The organism is Roseobacter sp. TSBP12, from assembly GCF_009129705.1.
Lineage (GTDB): Bacteria > Pseudomonadota > Alphaproteobacteria > Rhodobacterales > Rhodobacteraceae > Celeribacter > Celeribacter baekdonensis_A.
The window spans coordinates 94,534-111,595 of sequence record NZ_PYIB01000072.1; the positions used below are offsets into that span (position 1 = coordinate 94,534).

Below are 17,062 nucleotides of genomic sequence, written 5' to 3' on the forward strand. Positions count from 1 at the left end.
GTGTTCGGTCGCCCGCAATCGGTGGTGCGATGAAAATGCTCAACCGCATCCGCTCGTCTTTCGGGGCGCGCAGGCGCCGTGCCGAGGCCGCCAAAGGCCGTATGCGAGACGCGAATTTTCCCGACAGTTTGGTGTGCGTGTCATGTAATTGTGACCCACATCGGCATAGATGGCCCAGCCCTTAAAGCGTTTCGGATTTAAGTTGAGACACGACTTAAACCCGAAACGCACGGAACCTAACTTGGGAAGCGGGCGTTTCGAGACAAACGCGTTATTCAAGTTAATCCCGAAACACTTTTGGGGCGCGGGCTTTTATTGGGACGGACAAAAGATATACTGAAAATAAAGCATAAAAGCACCTCAAACGGCCCTCATTTGAGGCGGATTAAAGCGTCATCCTTTCACCTGAGGCAGGGGAAAGGCGGAACGCTTTAAGGAATGTATCACAAAGTGACTATAAACAGGGCAACAGCAGCACCAGCGATCGTCTGGGATTTGCCATAGCTTGCTTTTCTAAGCTGATGTGGCTTAGGAAAAAATGACCCTCCCCCATAAGATCCGTTTTGGGTCTTAACATAATTTAAGGTGACCCATGGCCGGCAAAGCCCCTACGTCCTCCCAAGATTTCCGCCACGCCCTCCTGCAACACCTCACCTATACGATGGGCAAAGACCCTGAACATGCGCAGTTTTTTGATTGGCGGATGGCACTGTCCCATGCGGTGCGCGACCGGATTGTCGATCATTGGGTCGCCTCGACGCGCAAGACCTATGAACAAGATGGCAAGCGGGTCTATTACCTGTCGATGGAGTTTTTGATCGGGCGTTTGCTTGAGGATGGGATCGTCAATCTTGGGCTGGCCGAGGAGGCGAAAGAGGCGCTCGACAGCTTTGGTCAGGACTACCGCACCATCTTGATGGATGAACCGGACGCGGCACTTGGCAACGGCGGTTTGGGTCGTTTGGCCGCCTGTTTCCTCGACAGTCTTTCGACCATCGGCTGCCCGGCCTATGGCTATGGCATCCGCTATGAGAACGGGTTGTTCAAACAAAGCTTTGTTGACGGGCGACAAGTGGAAGCGGCGGAAACATGGTTGCAAGAGCCGCACCCTTGGGAATTTGAGCGCCCCGAAGTGCGTTTCACCCTTGGCTTTGGCGGCGATGTGATTTCCGAGAACGGCAAAACCATCTGGAAACCCTCCGAGTTGATCCAAGCCGAAGCCTTTGACACGCCGATTGTTGGCTGGCAGGGGCGGTGGGCCAACACGCTGCGGCTTTGGGCCGGGCGCGCGGTCGATCCGTTTGATCTGGGTCTGTTCAACTCCGGCGATTTTGCTGCGGCGTCCGAACACGAAGCTTGGCGCGGTCGATTTCGCGCGTGCTCTACCCCGAGGACAGCAATGAGGCGGGCAAGGAGCTGCGCCTGAAACAGGAATATTTCTTCTCCGCCGCCTCGATCCGCGACATCCTGCGCCGCTTTGACAGCAAACATGATGACATCCGCCTGCTGCCGACCAAGGTGGCGATCCAGTCGAACGACACCCACCCGGCCATCGCGGGGCCCGAGCTTTTGCGCATTTTGCATGATGAGCGCGGCTTGTCCTTTGAGGAAGCGTTCGACATCACCCATCACTGTATGAATTACACCAACCACACGCTCCTGCCGGAGGCGTTGGAGCGGTGGGATGAGCGCCTGTTTGGTCGGCTTTTGCCGCGCCATTTGCAGATCATTGACCGGATTGATGACGCCCATTACAAAGCCCACCCGCATCGCACACTTTCGGCGCGTTCGGATGGTCAGGTCAAAATGGGCGAGCTGTCGTTCATGGTGTCAAACCGGGTCAACGGTGTCTCGGCACTGCACACCGATCTGATGAAAAAGACCGTGTTCAAAGAGCTCAACGCGCTGCACCCGGAGCGGATTGTCAATGAAACCAATGGCGTGACCCCGCGCCGCTGGCTGCATTCCTGCAATCCGAAACTGTCCTCCCTGATCACTGAAACCATCGGTGACGAATGGGTGGCCGATCTGGAACAACTCAAAAAGCTGGAACCGGCGATTGAAGAGGCGGGCTGGTTGGAGCGGTTCACTCAGGTGAAAACCGACAACAAGGCGGCGCTTTGCGATTATGTGTCCAAGGCGCATGGGATCAACCTGAACCCGGAGGCGATGTTCGACATTCAGATCAAGCGGATGCACGAGTATAAGCGTCAGCACCTGAATATTCTCGAGACCATCGCACATTGGTTGGAGATCAAAGACAACCCGTCGGCTGATTGGGTGCCGCGGGTCAAACTCTTTGCCGGGAAGGCAGCACAGGGCTATTATTTCGCCAAGGACATCATCCGCCTGATCAATGATTTCGCCAAAGTGGCAAATGCCGATGTGGACACGCGCGATGTGTTGCAAGTGGTGTTTTTGCCGAACTACAACGTCACATTGGCCGAGCGGCTGATCCCGGCGGCGGACTTGTCCGAACAGATTTCAACGGCGGGCAAAGAGGCCTCTGGCACTGGCAACATGAAATTTGCCCTCAACGGTGCGCTCACGATCGGCACGCTCGATGGGGCCAATGTCGAAATCCGCGAACAGGTCGGCGCGGACAATTTCTTTCTCTTTGGCATGTTGGCCGATGAGGTGATGCAGCGCCGGATGATGCATGATCACGCGCAACAGGCGATCAACGCCGATCCGCGTTTGGCGCGCGCGCTCGATGCGCTGCGTTCAGGCCGCTTTAGTCCCGAAGATCCAGGCCGTTACACCCATATCGCTGACAATCTGACATGGTCGGACTACTTCCTTGTCTGTTCCGATTTCACCGACTATTGGCGCGCCCAGCGTGAAGTCGATCAGGTGTACACAGAGCCGCAAAAATGGGCCAAAATGGCGGCCCTCAATGTGGCGCGATCCGGGTGGTTTTCGTCCGATCGCACCATTCGGGGTTATATGTGCGATATCTGGGAGGCCAAGAGCCTTATCCCCTAAAAATCAAACGGTTGATTGGATGCTGGAATCGCCTAAGATGCTTTTGAATAAAGGAAAATCAGATGGCCCAGACAGATCGGATGAGTTTCGCGGATGACACGGTTCTGGCGCAGATTTGTGCGGGGCGGTTTGATGATCCTTTCGCCATTTTAGGGCCGCATAAAAAGGGCCGGATTCGTACGGTGACCTGTTATGATCCGGGGGCGGAGGCGATGTCGGCGCTCAGTGCGGGCAAGCTGTCGCCTCTGGCTCAGGTCGCGGGCTATCGCGGTCTGTTTCACGGGGCCGTATCTGGCACCAAGCCCTATGTTTTGGTCGGTAAAAAAGGCAAGATCGAATGGCAGGTTGAAGACGCCTATCGCTTTGGCCCGGTGCTGGGCGAGCTGGACGAGTATCTGTTGGGTGAGGGCAATCACAACCGGCTTTGGACCGCGCTTGGCGCCCATGTGATGACCCATGAGGGCGTCCAAGGCACGCATTTCGCCGTTTGGGCACCAAATGCCAAACGGGTCTCGGTGGTGGGTGATTTCAACGCCTGGGATGGGCGACGGCACGTCATGCGCAAACGCGGCGGCACCGGTGTTTGGGAAATCTTCATGCCGGGCGTGGGCGAGGGCACGGCCTATAAATACGAGATCTTGGGCGCGCAGGATGCGCTGCACCTCAAGGCCGATCCGGTCGGCTTTGGCGCTCAGCACCCGCCGGAAACCGCCTCTGTCGTGCGTGATATTTCGGGCTATGGCTGGTCCGATGGGCCGTGGATGGTGCGCCGCGCCGAGGCGCAAAACCGTGATCAGCCCATCTCGATCTATGAGGTCCACCTCGGGTCTTGGCGGCGCAAGGATGACGGGCGTCCGATCTCCTATAAGGAGGCCGCCGTTGAGCTGATCGACTATGTCAAATACATGGGGTTCACCCATATCGAATTGATGCCGATTTCCGAATACCCGTTTGATGGCTCTTGGGGGTATCAACCCGTCGGGCTTTTTGCCCCCACCATTCGCTTTGGTCCGCCACATGAGTTCCGCGATCTGGTTGAGGCGGCGCATGAGGCCGGGCTTGGCATTCTGCTCGATTGGGTGCCGGGGCATTTCCCGACCGACGTGCATGGCTTGGCGCAATTCGACGGCACGCCCTTGTACGAACATGCCGATCCGCGCGAGGGGTTCCACCAAGACTGGAACACGCTGATTTACAATTACGGACGTCACGAGGTTGAAAATTTCCTGACCTCGAATGCGCTCTATTGGTTTGAAGAATACCACATCGACGGGCTGCGGGTCGATGCCGTGGCCTCGATGATCTACCGCGATTATTCGCGCAAAGAGGGCGAATGGATTCCCAATATTCACGGCGGGCGGGAGAACCTTGAGGCGATCCATATGCTTCAGAGCATGAACACGCTGTCCTATGGCGAAGTGCCCGGCATCATGACCGTGGCGGAGGAAAGCACCGCCTATCCGGGGGTGTCCGCGCCGGTGGACGCGGGCGGGCTTGGCTTTGGCTACAAATGGAACATGGGCTGGATGAACGACACGCTGTCTTACATGGCGCTCGATCCGGTGCATCGCAAACACCATCATCACCAGATGACCTTTGGTCTGCATTACGCGTTCTCGGAAAACTTCATCCTGCCGATCAGCCATGACGAAGTGGTCCATGGCAAAGGCTCGATGATCCACAAAATGCCCGGCTCGGAATGGGAAAAATTCGCCAACCTGCGGGCCTATTATGGGTTTATGTGGGCGCATCCGGGCAAGAAACTTTTGTTCATGGGACAGGAATTTGGCCAGTGGCAAGAGTGGAACCACGATGGCGAAATTGATTGGGCCTGTCTGGTCTATCATATGCACCAAGGCGTTCAGGACGTGGTGCGCGATCTGAACGCGCTCTACCGCGCCACGCCCGCGCTTTACGCCAAGGATTGCGACCCGGACGGTTTCCAATGGATCGAGGCCAATGATGCGGCGCAGTCGGTCTATGCCTGGATCAGGCGCGGCGGGCCAGAGGATGCAGAAGTCGTTGTGGTGTGCAATTTCACGCCGCTCGAACGCAGCGCCTACAAGCTCGGTTTTCCGCAAGAGGGGGTCTGGCGCGAGGCGATCAACACAGATGCAGAATGCTACGGTGGCGGAGGCCGTGGCAATTTGGGGCGGATCACCGCCATGCGGGGTGAGTGGCACGGACAGCCTGCGGGCGCAGAGATCACCGTGCCGCCGCTCTCAACAATGGTCTTTATCAAAGACAAAGCATAACGGGCAGAGCCGAAAGGCGAGGCCTCGGGCTGCGGAAAGGTGGAGGAATGACACAGACACAAACACAGACGCGCAACAGGTTGGCCAATCGGACCATGGCGTTCGTCTTGGCGGGGGGGCGCGGCTCGCGGCTTCAGGAACTGACCAATTCGCGGGTGAAGCCTGCGGTCTATTTTGGCGGTAAAACCCGGATCGTCGATTTTGCGCTCTCCAATGCGCTCAACTCCGGCATCCGTAAAATGGCGATTGCGACGCAATACAAGGCCCACTCGCTGATCCGCCACATCCAACGCGGTTGGACATTTTTCCGCGCCGAACGTAATGAGTTTTTGGACATTTTGCCCGCCTCTCAACGCTATGAAGAAAGCACATGGTATCGTGGCACCGCCGACGCGGTGGCACAAAACATCGACATCATCGACAGTTATGATGTCGATTACATCCTGATCCTGGCGGGCGATCATATCTATAAGATGGATTACGAGCTGATGATCCAACACCACGTCGACAGTGGCGCGGATGTGACCATCGGCTGTCTGACCGTAGACCGCAAACAAGCCTCGGCCTTTGGCGTGATGGCGGTGGACGGCACGGACCGGATCACCGAGTTTTTGGAAAAGCCCGCCGATCCGCCGGGCATACCGGGCGACGAGAAAAACGCGCTCGCCTCGATGGGCATCTATGTGTTCAATTGGAAATTCCTGCGTGAGCGGCTGTTGGAAGACATGGAGGATCAAACCTCCAGCCACGATTTCGGCAATGACATGATCCCGGACATCGTCGCCAAGGGCAAAGCCCAGGCGCATCGTTTCACCGACAGTTGCATTCGGCACCCCGATGCGCCTGCGTACTGGCGCGATGTCGGCACGATTGATGCCTATTGGAAGGCCAACATTGACCTGACAGATTTCACCCCCGAGCTGGATCTGTGGGACCGCAGTTGGCCGATTTGGAGCTATTCCGAGAACACGCCACCGGCAAAATTCATCCATGACCGCCCGGATCGGCGCGGTACGGCGGTGAGTTCGATGGTCTCGGGCGGCTGCATCATTTCGGGGACGGAAATCCGTGAAAGCCTGTTGTTCACCCATGTGACCACCAATTCCTATGCCTCTTTGGAGGGGGCAGTGGTCTTGCCCTATGTCAACGTGGCGCGTCATGCCCGGCTTAAAAATGTGGTGATTGATCGCGGCGTGCACATCCCAGAGGGGCTTGTGGTCGGCGAAGATCCCGAAGTGGATGCCAAATGGTTCCGGGTGTCGCCGGGCGGGATCACCTTGATCACCCAAGACATGTTGGACCGGAGGGCCAAAGGCCTATGACACGGGTTCTGTCGGTCACGTCCGAATGTGTGCCTTTGGTGAAAACCGGGGGATTGGCCGATGTGGCCGGGGCTTTGCCTGGTGCATTGGCGGCGCATGGCGTAGACATGCGCACGCTTTTGCCGGGCTACCGCGCGGTTTTGGCGGCCCAACCGGACGCTGCGCCGGTGTTTGACATCCATGATTTCTTCGGCGGTTCGGCCCAAATTCGACGCGGGCACTTGGGCGACACCGTGCTTTATATCCTGGACGCGCCGCATCTCTATGACCGTGACGGATCGCTTTACACCGGGCCCGGCGGCTATGATTGGGCCGACAACCCGCAACGCTTTGCCGCGCTCTCGCTGGCGGCGGCGATGATTGCCGCCCATGGGATCGAAAGCTGGACGCCAGAGGTGTTGCATCTGCATGATTGGCAGGCCGGATTGACCCCGGTGTACCTGCGCGAATTGGGGGCGGCGGAGCGGGTCAAGACCCTGATGACCATCCACAACATTGCCTTTCAGGGCTGTTGTTCGGCCGATCTGATCGACACGCTGGGACTGCCGCGCCCCGGATTTAGTCCCGGCGGCTATGAATACTGGGGTCAGATTTCGGCGCTCAAAGCGGGATCGTCGGCGCGACCAAGGTCTCCACCGTCTCGCCCACCTATGCCGCCGAATTGATGACGGGCGAGTATGGCATGGGGATGGAGGGCGTTTTGGCCGCACGCGGATCGGATTTTTTCGGCATTCTCAATGGCATCGACGAAGAGGTCTGGTCGCCAAGTTACAAAACCCCGAAAGGCAAAGCCAAATTCAAAACGGCGCTGCGCGACGAGCTTGGCCTGCCGAATTCCGGTCCGGCCAGTGAGGGGCCGCTGTGCGTGGTGATCTCACGGTTGACCGGACAAAAGGGTTTCGATCTTTTGCTCGAAGCGCTGCCGACCCTGTTGGAGCAGGGCGGGCAATTGGCGCTTTTGGGTTCGGGCGACAGTGCGTTTGAATCCGCGTTTCGTGATGCCGCCTTGCGCCATGCGGGCGTTGCGGTGCGGATCGGCTATGACGAAGCTTTCGCCCGCCGTCTGATCGAAGGCGGGGACGCGATTTTGGTGCCGTCGCGCTTTGAGCCCTGCGGCTTGACGCAAATGTACGGGCTGCGCTTTGGCACCTTGCCCTTGGTCTCGCTGACCGGCGGTTTGGCCGATACGGTGATCAACGCCAATGCCGCCGCCTTGGCGCAAGGCGTGGCCACGGGCATCCAATTTCACCCGGTGACGGCCTTGGCGCTGACGCAGGCGCTCAACCGCCTCTGTGCGATTTACCGCAAACCCGATGTCTGGGCCAAAATGATGGACAATGCCATGGCACAGCCCGTCGGGTGGGACGCATCGGCCGGCACCTATGCCGATCTTTTTGAGACGATGACAGGAGCTGCGCACCCTAAATGAGGCAATATTCGATCCTGGGCGGCCATGCCGCGCCGCTGGGGGCCACAGCGGATGGCGAAGGTGTCAATTTCGCGGTTTTTTCCCAACACGCCCGCCGGATCACCCTGTGTTTGTTTTCGGACGATGGTCAGATCGAGACCCAGCGGCTGGATTTGCCAGAGCGTGATGGCGATGTCTGGCATGGGTTTGTGCCAGGCATGCGTCCGGGACAACTCTACGGGTTGCGCGCCGATGGGGCCTATGCGCCCGACCAAGGCCATCGGTTCAATTACAACAAACTGTTGATGGACCCCTATGCCAAACGCGTGACCAAACATCCCGACTGGCATGACGCCTTGATGGGCTATGAAGTCGGGCATGAGGCCGCCGATCTGTCTTTTGACACCCGCGACAGCGCCAAATACATGCCGCGCTCCGTCGTCGAAGATGTGCTTTTTGCGTGGGGCAAAGATCAGCCGCCGCACCGGCCCACTTCGCAATCGGTGATCTATGAGGCCCATGTCAAAGGCCTGACCGAACTGCACCCGGATGTGTTGCACAAGGGCAAATTCTTGGGCCTCGCCTCCGATGCGATCTTGGATCATCTGGTCAATCTGGGCATCACCGCGATCGAGCTTATGCCGGCTCAGGCCTTTCTCAACGATCGGTTTCTGATTGAAAGGGGCTTGGTGAATTACTGGGGCTATCAGACGCTGAGTTTCTTTGCCCCCGATCCGCGTTACCTCGCCTATCACCAGATCGCCGAGTTCCAACATATGGTGGCGCGGCTGCATTCGGCGGGCATCGAGGTGATCATGGACGTGGTGTATAACCACACCGGCGAAGGCAATGAACAGGGGCCAACGCTGTCGTTCCGTGGCCTTGATAACAAAAGCTATTATCGCCTGACCGACAATCCGCGCTATTACATCAACGACACAGGCACCGGGAACACGCTCAATATTGATCACCCGATGGTCCTTCGCATGGTCTTGGATTCCTTGCGCTATTGGGTCGAAGCCATGCATGTCGATGGTTTCCGCTTTGATCTGTGTACCACGCTGGGCCGCACACCCACGGGGTTTGATCGTGGCGCGTCCTTTTTTGATGCGATCCGTCAGGACCCGGTTCTGACCAAGGTCAAACTCATCGCGGAACCGTGGGACATTGGCCCCGGCGGCTACCGCGTCGGCGGCTTTCCTCCGCCGTTTTTGGAGTGGAACGACAAGTTTCGCGATGGCATTCGCCGGTTTTGGCGCGGCGATGCGGGCCATGTGCCGGTGCTGGCCGATCGCTTGACCGGATCGGCGTTACAATTCGATCATTCGGGCCGTCCGGCCACCTCGTCGGTCAATTTTGTCACGGCGCACGACGGGTTCACCTTGATGGATGTGGTCAGCTATACCGGCAAACACAATGAGGCCAATGGCGAGGACAACCGCGATGGCCATAATGACAACGCCTCCGACAATATGGGCGTGGCCGGGCCGACCGAGGATGTCAAAATCAACGCGGCTCGCGCGCAACGGCGGCGTAACCTTTTGGCCACGCTGTTGTTTTCCCAAGGCACGCCAATGCTTTTGGCGGGGGATGAGCTGGGCAATAGCCAGCAGGGCAACAACAATGCCTATTGTCAGGACAATGAGATCGGTTGGATTGACTGGAACGCGGTGGACCCGGAGTTTTTGGAGTTTACCAAACGCCTGATCGCCTTTCGCCGCGACCACCCGATTTTGCGTCAGAAACGGTTTTTGCATTCGCGCGAACGGTTGATGGATGGGATCGAAGATCTGTTTTGGTGGCGACCTGACGGGGTTTTGATGCGGGACCAGGATTGGACAGCACCGGAGTTGAAAACGCTCTGTGCCGAAATGCGCATTGCCTCCGGCACACCGCTTTATGCCCAACGCGAAGAGGCTCTGTTCCTGATTTTCAACCGGGGCGAGGCGGTGAGCGTGCATCTTCCGGCCTGTATGCCGGGGCGGCGCTGGCGGCTTTGGATCGACACGGGCCACCCGGACATTGATGGCGAAGTGATCGACGGATCCATCATTATTGCCGGGCGCGAAACCACTTTGGCGCTTGAACTGGAGGCTTTTTGATGAGCGATCTGCGGCTTGAACTCGCGGCACAGATTGGCATTCACCGCCAGTTTTATGATCAACTGGGGGTTTTGCGCGAAACCTCGGTGGAGACCGCCGTGGCGCTGATGCGCGCGCTCGGGTTTGAGGCCGAAACTGAGGAGGCCGCGCGCGCGCATCTTGAGGCGGGTTGGGATGCGGGCCTGCCGTGGGACGTGGTCTGTGAGGCGGGCACTGCGCCTTGGGTCGATATTGGCGACAGCGCGTGGGTGTTGACCTATGAAGATGGCCAGACATGCGAGGGCCGGGGCGGGGACAGCCTGCCGGAGTTGCCGATGGGCATCCATCATCTGATTGCCGGGCCGATCCGCATCACGCTTTTGGCCGCCCCTGCCACCATTCCGTTGCCGGAGCGCTGTTGGGGGCTGATCGCGCCGCTTTATGGCCTGTCCGAACGTGGCATCGGCACCTATGAGGACCTCAGCACGCTGGTGCGCGGGCTTGGGCCGCATGGGGCGGCGTTTTTGGGCATCAATCCGGTTCATGCCGGATTTCCGACCGTGCCAAATATGTTCAGCCCCTATTCGCCGTCGCATCGCCGCCGGTTGAATGTTTTGCATCTGGCGACCGAGACCGGCGTGCCGGGGGCGTTGATCGACTACCAAACCGACACGCCCGCGCGGATGACCGCGTTGCGTCAGGCCTTTGAAGCCCACCCGACATCGCCCGAATTTCTGGCCTATCTGGCGCAAGAGGGCACGTCGCTCGAAACCTTTGCCTTGCATCAGGCGCTCTCCGCCATCCATGGCCCGTTTTGGTGCGATTGGCCTCCGGATTTGCAATGTCCAAATAGCGCTGCCGCACAGGCCGCACGCCGCGATTTACGCGACGAAATTCTGTTTCACGCGTGGCTGCAATGGCGTGCGGATACCGATTTGTCCGAAGCGCAGGCACAGGCCAAAGCCGTCGGGATGGCGCATGGGCTGTACCTCGATTTGGCCGTGGGCACCCATCCGCATGGCGCGGAAACATGGGAGGATCGCGACAGTTTCGCCTATGGTGCCTCGCTGGGCGCCCCGCCCGATGCGTTTTCGGCGGAGGGGCAAAACTGGGGCCTTGCTCCGTTTAATCCCCTGAATTTGCGTAAAAATTCTTATGGCGCTCTGCGCGACACCTTTGCCCGGCAACTGCGTTTTGCGGGGGCGATGCGGATTGATCATATCCTTGGGTTTGAGCGCACGTTTTGGGTGCCGGAACAAGCCCCCGGTGCCTATGTACAAATGCCACGCGATGCGATGTTGGCCGTGGCCCGCATTGAAGCTGCGCGCACAGGCGGCATCATCGTCGGCGAAGATTTGGGCCTGATCCCTGACGGCCTGCACGCGGCTTTGGCCGGGTCTGGGGTGTTGGGCTGTCGGGTGATGGTGTTTGAGCGTGACAATTGGCAGGACCCCGAATTCAAATCGGCAGACCGCTATGACGAGGCGGCAATTGCGTCGTTTTCGACCCATGATTTGCCAACATGGCAGGGCTGGCGTCAGGGGGCAGATGTGACGGCGCGGCAAACCGCAGGCGGGCTGGACGCAGAGCAGACCACGCATGAATTGGACCATCGGGCGCGCGAAGTGGCGGCGATGGATCGGCTGTTGCCGGATGCGGAACAAGACACGTTGCACGACTTTTTGGCGCGCACCCCTTCGCGATTGGTCGCGGTTCAGGCCGAAATCATGCTCGACATGGTGGACCAGCAAAATCTACCCGGAACCACCACCGAATATCCAAATTGGCGCATTCGTTTGCCCGAAACTTCTGATACCCTCACCATGAACAGTGACATCGTGCGCGTGGCCGAGATCATGCGCACACACGACCGATAGGAAGGACATCATATGACCCGCCACATGGTTGAAACCCATGCGATCGACGGCCAAAAACCCGGAACCTCGGGGCTGCGCAAGAAAACTCCGGTCTTCATGCAGCCGCAGTATCTGGAAAATTTCGTTCAGGCGATTTTCAATGGGATCGGGGGCGCTGCGGGCAAAACCTATGTGTTGGGCGGCGATGGTCGGTATTTCAATGACCGCGCCGCGCAGGTGATGTTGCGCATGGCTGCCGCCAATGGCGCGAAAAAGGTGATTGTTGGGCAAAACGCATTGCTCTCTACGCCTGCGGCCTCGCATTTGATCCGCAAACGTGGCACGGATGGCGGCATCATCATGTCCGCCTCGCACAATCCGGGTGGGCCGAAAGAAGATTTCGGGGTGAAATTCAATACGCCCAATGGTGGCCCCGCCGCCGAGGGCGTGACCGAGAAAATCTTTGAAGCCACCAAAACCATCACTGAATATGCCATCGTGGACGCGCAGGATGTGGACCTCTCCACCATCGGCACCACCATGTTGGGCGAGATGGAGGTCGAGGTCGTCGATCCGGTCGCCGATTACGCGCTGATGATGGCGGATATTTTCGATTTCGACAAAATTCGCGCGCTGTTTGCCGGTGGCTTTACCCTGCGCTTTGATGCGATGCATGCGATCACCGGCCCCTATGCCAAGGCGATTTTGGAAGACACGCTGGGCGCGCCGAAAGGCTCTGTGGTCAATGCCGTGCCCTTGCCGGATTTTGGCGGCGGGCATCCTGATCCAAACCCGATTTGGGCCAAGAGTTTGATGGATTTGATGTTTTCCGGTAAAGCCCCGGATTTCGGTGCGGCCTCGGACGGTGACGGCGACCGCAATATGATCGTGGGCCGCAACGCCTATGTGACGCCCTCGGACAGTTTGGCGGTTTTGGCGGCCAATGCCACCTTGGTCCCGGCCTATGCGGGTGGGCTCAAAGGCGTGGCGCGTTCGATGCCAACCTCGCGGGCGCTCGACCGCGTGGCCGAGGCGCTGGACATCCCGTGTTATGAAACACCAACGGGCTGGAAATTCTTTGGCAACCTGTTGGATGCGGGCCGTGCGACGCTGTGCGGCGAGGAAAGTGCGGGCACCGGATCAGACCATGTGCGCGAAAAAGACGGGCTTTGGGCGGTGTTGTTTTGGCTCAATATCCTGGCCGAGCGGAAACAATCCGTGGCCGCGATCATGGCGGATCATTGGGCGCGTTATGGCCGCAATTACTATTCGCGTCATGATTATGAGGCGGTCGATAGTGCGGCGGCCAATGGCGTGATGGAGGCGCTGCGCGGCAAGCTGAAACATTTGCCGGGGCAGGTGATCGAGGGCATGACCATCGAGGCCGCCGATGAGTTCGCCTATGATGATCCGGTCGATGGGTCGCGCTCTGAGGGGCAGGGCATTCGGATTATGTTCATCGGCGGCGGGCGCATCGTGTTCCGCCTGTCTGGCACAGGGACCGAGGGCGCGACGCTGCGGGTCTACCTTGAGCGGGTGGAAACGGCGGCGGCCGTGCTTCAGGACAATCCGCAACATGCGCTCTCGGCGGTGATCGCGGCGGCGGACGGCTTGGCCGAGATCCGCAGCCGCACGGGCCGCAACGCGCCCGATGTGATCACCTAAACCGCGCAAGAGTTGCGCAATACACGGCCGGGGCGCGTTCCCGGCCGTTTTCATATGAAAGGGCAGAGAATGCGACAAACACTTCGCGCCAAAATCATCGCCACATGTGACGCCAAAATTACCCAAAAAGGCGAGGGGGTCGGCCTGTCGTTTTATGCGTTTTTCGCCAATAGAAACGACGACCCCGAGACGCTGATGGAGGCGGCAGAATGGTGGATTAAAACCCACCAGTTGGATCATTTTGAGAAGGCGGTGAAGGTGAGGGAGATGGTGGTGAAGGGGATGTAGGGGGGCGTGAGTCCACCTAGAGAACCAAAACGGCCGGGGTTTAAGCCCGGCCGTTTTCATATCTGTGTGTCGCCTGAGCCTTAGGCGGCGGGTTTTTTACGGCCAAAGAGTTTCATCACCAGCACGAAGAACAGCGGCACGAAGATGATACCAAACACTGTGCCGGAGATCGTCCCGCCCAGAACCGCGGAGCCAACCGCGCGGCGGCCACCGGAGCCTGCGCCCGAGGACAGGACAAGTGGCACAACCCCCAAGGAGAAGGCCAGCGAGGTCATGATGATCGGGCGGAAACGCTGGCGCGCGGCGGTCAGCACCGCGTCGATCACATTGGCCCCGGCGTCATATTGTTCGCGGGCGAATTCCACGATCAAAATGGCGTTTTTCCCGGTCAGACCGATCACGGTCAACATGCCGACCTGAAAGAACACGCCGTTTTGGAAGTTGAACAGGTAGGCCGTGGACAGCGTGCCCAAGATACCGACAGGCAGGGCCAACATGACCGAGAACGGGATCGCCCAGCTTTCATAAAGCGCCGCAAGACAAAAGAAGATCGCGGCCAAAGAGAGCGCATAGAGCATCGGCGCTTGCGAGCCGGAGTCGCGTTCTTCCAGCGACAGACCGGTCCAGGCCACGGCAAATCCCGGCGGCAGGTTGCCGACCAGACGCTCGATTTCCGCCATGGCTTCGCCGGTGGAGACACCGGGGGCGGGGGAGCCCTGGATCTGCATCGCGGGGATGCCGTTGTAGCGGTTCAGACCCTGCGGACCATAGACCCAACGTTCAGAGGCGAAGTTGGAAAAGGCCACAAGATCGCCGGTGCTGTTGCGGACCCGCCATTTTTGCAAATCGGTCGGGGTGGCGCGGGCATCGGCTTCGCCTTGGACATAGACGCGTTTGGTTTTGCCATTGTCATCGAAATCGTTGACGTAGGTCCCGGCCATGGCAATCGAAAGCGTGTTGCCGACATTGGTGGGAGATACGCCCATCGCGCCCGCAGCGCGCCAGTCGATGTCCAATTTGAACTGGGTCGCGTCCTCAAGGCCCGAGGGGCGCGCCGAGGCGATCAGCGGGCTTTGCGCCGCCATGCCCAGCAACATGTTGCGGGCTTCCAGGAGTTGTTCATGGGTCTGGCCGCCGGGGGCCTGCAGGTAAAAGTCAAAACCCGAAACGTTGCCAAGTTCGGTGACCGCAGGTGGCACAATCGGGAAAGCCATGGCTTCCTGGATGCCCATGAAGGCGCCATAGGCACGGCCTGCGATGGCCTGAACCGATTGCGCCGGGCTTGGACGGTCTTCCCAATCTTTCAGGCGCACAAAGGCCAAGCCGTTGTTTTGTCCGGCACCGGCAAAGGAGAAGCCGACAATGGTAAAGATCGAATCCACGGCCTCTTTTTCGGCGTTGAGGAAATACTCCTGAATTTGCATATTGGCTTTGGCGGTGTTTTCGGCGGTGGACCCCGCCGGACCTTGCACCAGCGCCAACATGATGCCCTGATCCTCATCGGGCAAAAAGCCGGTGGGGGTTTGCAGGAACAACCACACAATGCCGCCGCCCATGACGGCATAAATCATCAACATCCGCAGTGGACGCCGCACCGTATAGCCTACGGTTGCACCATAGCCGCCGGTGATTTTATCAAACATCCGGTTGAACAGGCCAAAGGGGCCGCGTTTGGTGTGATGGGCGTCTTTGCCACGCAACAAGGTGGCGCAAAGCGCAGGCGTCAGGGTCAAAGCCACAACGACAGACAGCAACATGGCCGAGACGATGGTGATCGAGAACTGGCGGTAAATCACCCCGGTGGAGCCACCGAAAAACGCCATCGGAATGAACACGGCAGAGAGCACCAAGCGACGCCGATCAGCGCGCCGGTGATCTGATCCATGGATTTGCGCGTGGCCTCGCGTGGGCTGAGGCCCTCTTCTTCCATGATCCGTTCGACGTTTTCGACCACCACGATGGCGTCATCGACCAAAAGACCGATGGCCAGAACCATCGCCAACATGGTCAGCACGTTGATCGAATAACCAAACATCGACAAGATCGCGAAAGTCCCGAGCAAAACGACAGGCACAGCCAAGGTCGGGATCAACGTGGCGCGCAGGTTTTGCAAGAACAACAGCATGACGAAGAACACCAAAACGATGGCTTCCATCAGGGTTTTCTGGACTTCGTGGATCGAGATTTCGACAAAGGGCGTCGTGTCATAGGGGATGACGTAGCTCACGCCTTCGGGGAAATACTGTGCATATTCGCTAATTTTTTCACGCACCAATTTCGACGTGTCGAGCGCATTGGCACCGGGGGCAAGCTGGATCGCCATGCCGGAGGCGGGGTTGCCATTGTATTGGGCAATCGTGGAGTAGTTTTCCGCACCGACTTCGACACGGGCCACGTCTTGCAACAACACAATGCCACCGTCGCCTTCGGAGCGCAGGATGATATTGCGGAAATCTTCCGGCGTTTTCAAAAGCGATTGCGCCGTGATGGTGGCGTTCAGGGCCTGACCCTCGGGGGAGGGCAGACTGCCAAAGGCCCCCGCCGAAATCTGGGCGTTTTGCGAAGAGATCGCGCTGACGACATCGGAGGGCGTCATGTCAAAAGCGGCCAGTTTGGACGGATCGAGCCAGATTCGCATGGCATATTGCGCCCCAAAAATCTGGGTGCCGCCGACACCTTCGATGCGGCTGAACGCGTCGACAAGATTGGTGTTGAGATAATCGGCAAGATCAGCCTGATCCAACTGGCCATCTTCGGAAATCAGACCGATCACCATCAAGAAACCCGCCGAGGATTTTTGAACGGTCACGCCTTGGCGCTGCACCGCTTCGGGCAAAAGCGCCGTGGCCTGGGCCAATTTGTTTTGCACCTGAACCTGCGCGATGTCCGGGTCAATCCCGGTTTCAAAGGTCATGGTGATCGAGGCCGACCCCGATGAGGTCGAACTTGATGACATATATCGCATTCCGTCCAACCCGGTCATCTGTTGTTCGATGACTTGGGTGACGGTGTTGGCCACGGTTTCGGCCGATGCCCCCGGATAGGTGGCGTGGATCGAGACCGAGGGCGGTGCGATTTGCGGGTATTGGGCAATGGGCAGGGTGACGATCGACAGCGCACCAATGCCCATGATCAGGATCGAAATAACCCAGGCAAATACCGGGCGGTCAATGAAAAAACGGGCCATGAGGGGTCCTTCCGG

Annotated in this window: 6 protein-coding genes and 3 pseudogenes; 8 read left to right on the forward strand and 1 reads right to left on the reverse strand. The window is 58.7% G+C overall.

All coding sequences use genetic code 11. The annotated features are described in order from the left end of the window. Positions 1-592: 592 nt before the first annotated feature. The 8 genes and pseudogenes from C8029_RS20335 (at position 593) to C8029_RS20370 (ending at position 13,860) form a co-directional block, all read left to right on the forward strand. Positions 593-2,985 (forward strand): annotated as a pseudogene (locus C8029_RS20335) (glycogen/starch/alpha-glucan phosphorylase). Positions 2,986-3,047: 62 nt separating this feature from the next. Beyond that, positions 3,048-5,240: a 1,4-alpha-glucan branching protein GlgB gene (gene glgB, locus C8029_RS20340; RefSeq protein WP_152003608.1), complete on the forward strand. Its 2,193-nt coding sequence runs from the start codon at positions 3,048-3,050 to the stop codon at positions 5,238-5,240. Between the two features lie 47 nt (positions 5,241-5,287). Beyond that, positions 5,288-6,562, forward strand: coding sequence for a glucose-1-phosphate adenylyltransferase (gene glgC / locus C8029_RS20345; RefSeq protein ID WP_009570701.1), 1,275 nt, complete (start codon positions 5,288-5,290; stop codon positions 6,560-6,562). Next, positions 6,559-7,991 (forward strand): annotated as a pseudogene (gene glgA, locus C8029_RS20350) (glycogen synthase GlgA). The gene glgC and the pseudogene glgA overlap by 4 nt, the downstream one beginning before the upstream one ends. Continuing rightward, positions 7,988-10,072, forward strand: a complete 2,085-nt coding sequence (glgX, locus tag C8029_RS20355) for a glycogen debranching protein GlgX (RefSeq protein WP_152003609.1) — start codon at positions 7,988-7,990, stop codon at positions 10,070-10,072. The pseudogene glgA and the gene glgX overlap by 4 nt, the downstream one beginning before the upstream one ends. After that, on the forward strand, positions 10,072-11,928 hold the full coding sequence (gene malQ, locus C8029_RS20360; RefSeq protein WP_009570698.1) for a 4-alpha-glucanotransferase: 1,857 nt from the start codon (positions 10,072-10,074) through the stop codon (positions 11,926-11,928). Before glgX ends, malQ begins: the two co-directional genes overlap by 1 nt. A gap of 12 nt (positions 11,929-11,940) precedes the next feature. Continuing rightward, positions 11,941-13,572 carry an alpha-D-glucose phosphate-specific phosphoglucomutase gene (locus C8029_RS20365; protein WP_009570697.1) on the forward strand — a complete coding sequence of 544 codons (1,632 nt, stop codon included), beginning with the start codon at positions 11,941-11,943 and terminating at the stop codon, positions 13,570-13,572. 69 nt (positions 13,573-13,641) lie between these two features. After that, positions 13,642-13,860 (forward strand): DUF6500 family protein, encoded by a 219-nt coding sequence (locus C8029_RS20370; RefSeq protein WP_009570696.1) that lies wholly within the window; start codon positions 13,642-13,644, stop codon positions 13,858-13,860. Positions 13,861-13,940: 80 nt separating this feature from the next. Here C8029_RS20370 and C8029_RS20375 read toward each other — a convergent pair. After that, positions 13,941-17,047 (reverse strand): annotated as a pseudogene (locus tag C8029_RS20375) (efflux RND transporter permease subunit). Between the last annotated feature and the right edge of the window lie 15 nt (positions 17,048-17,062).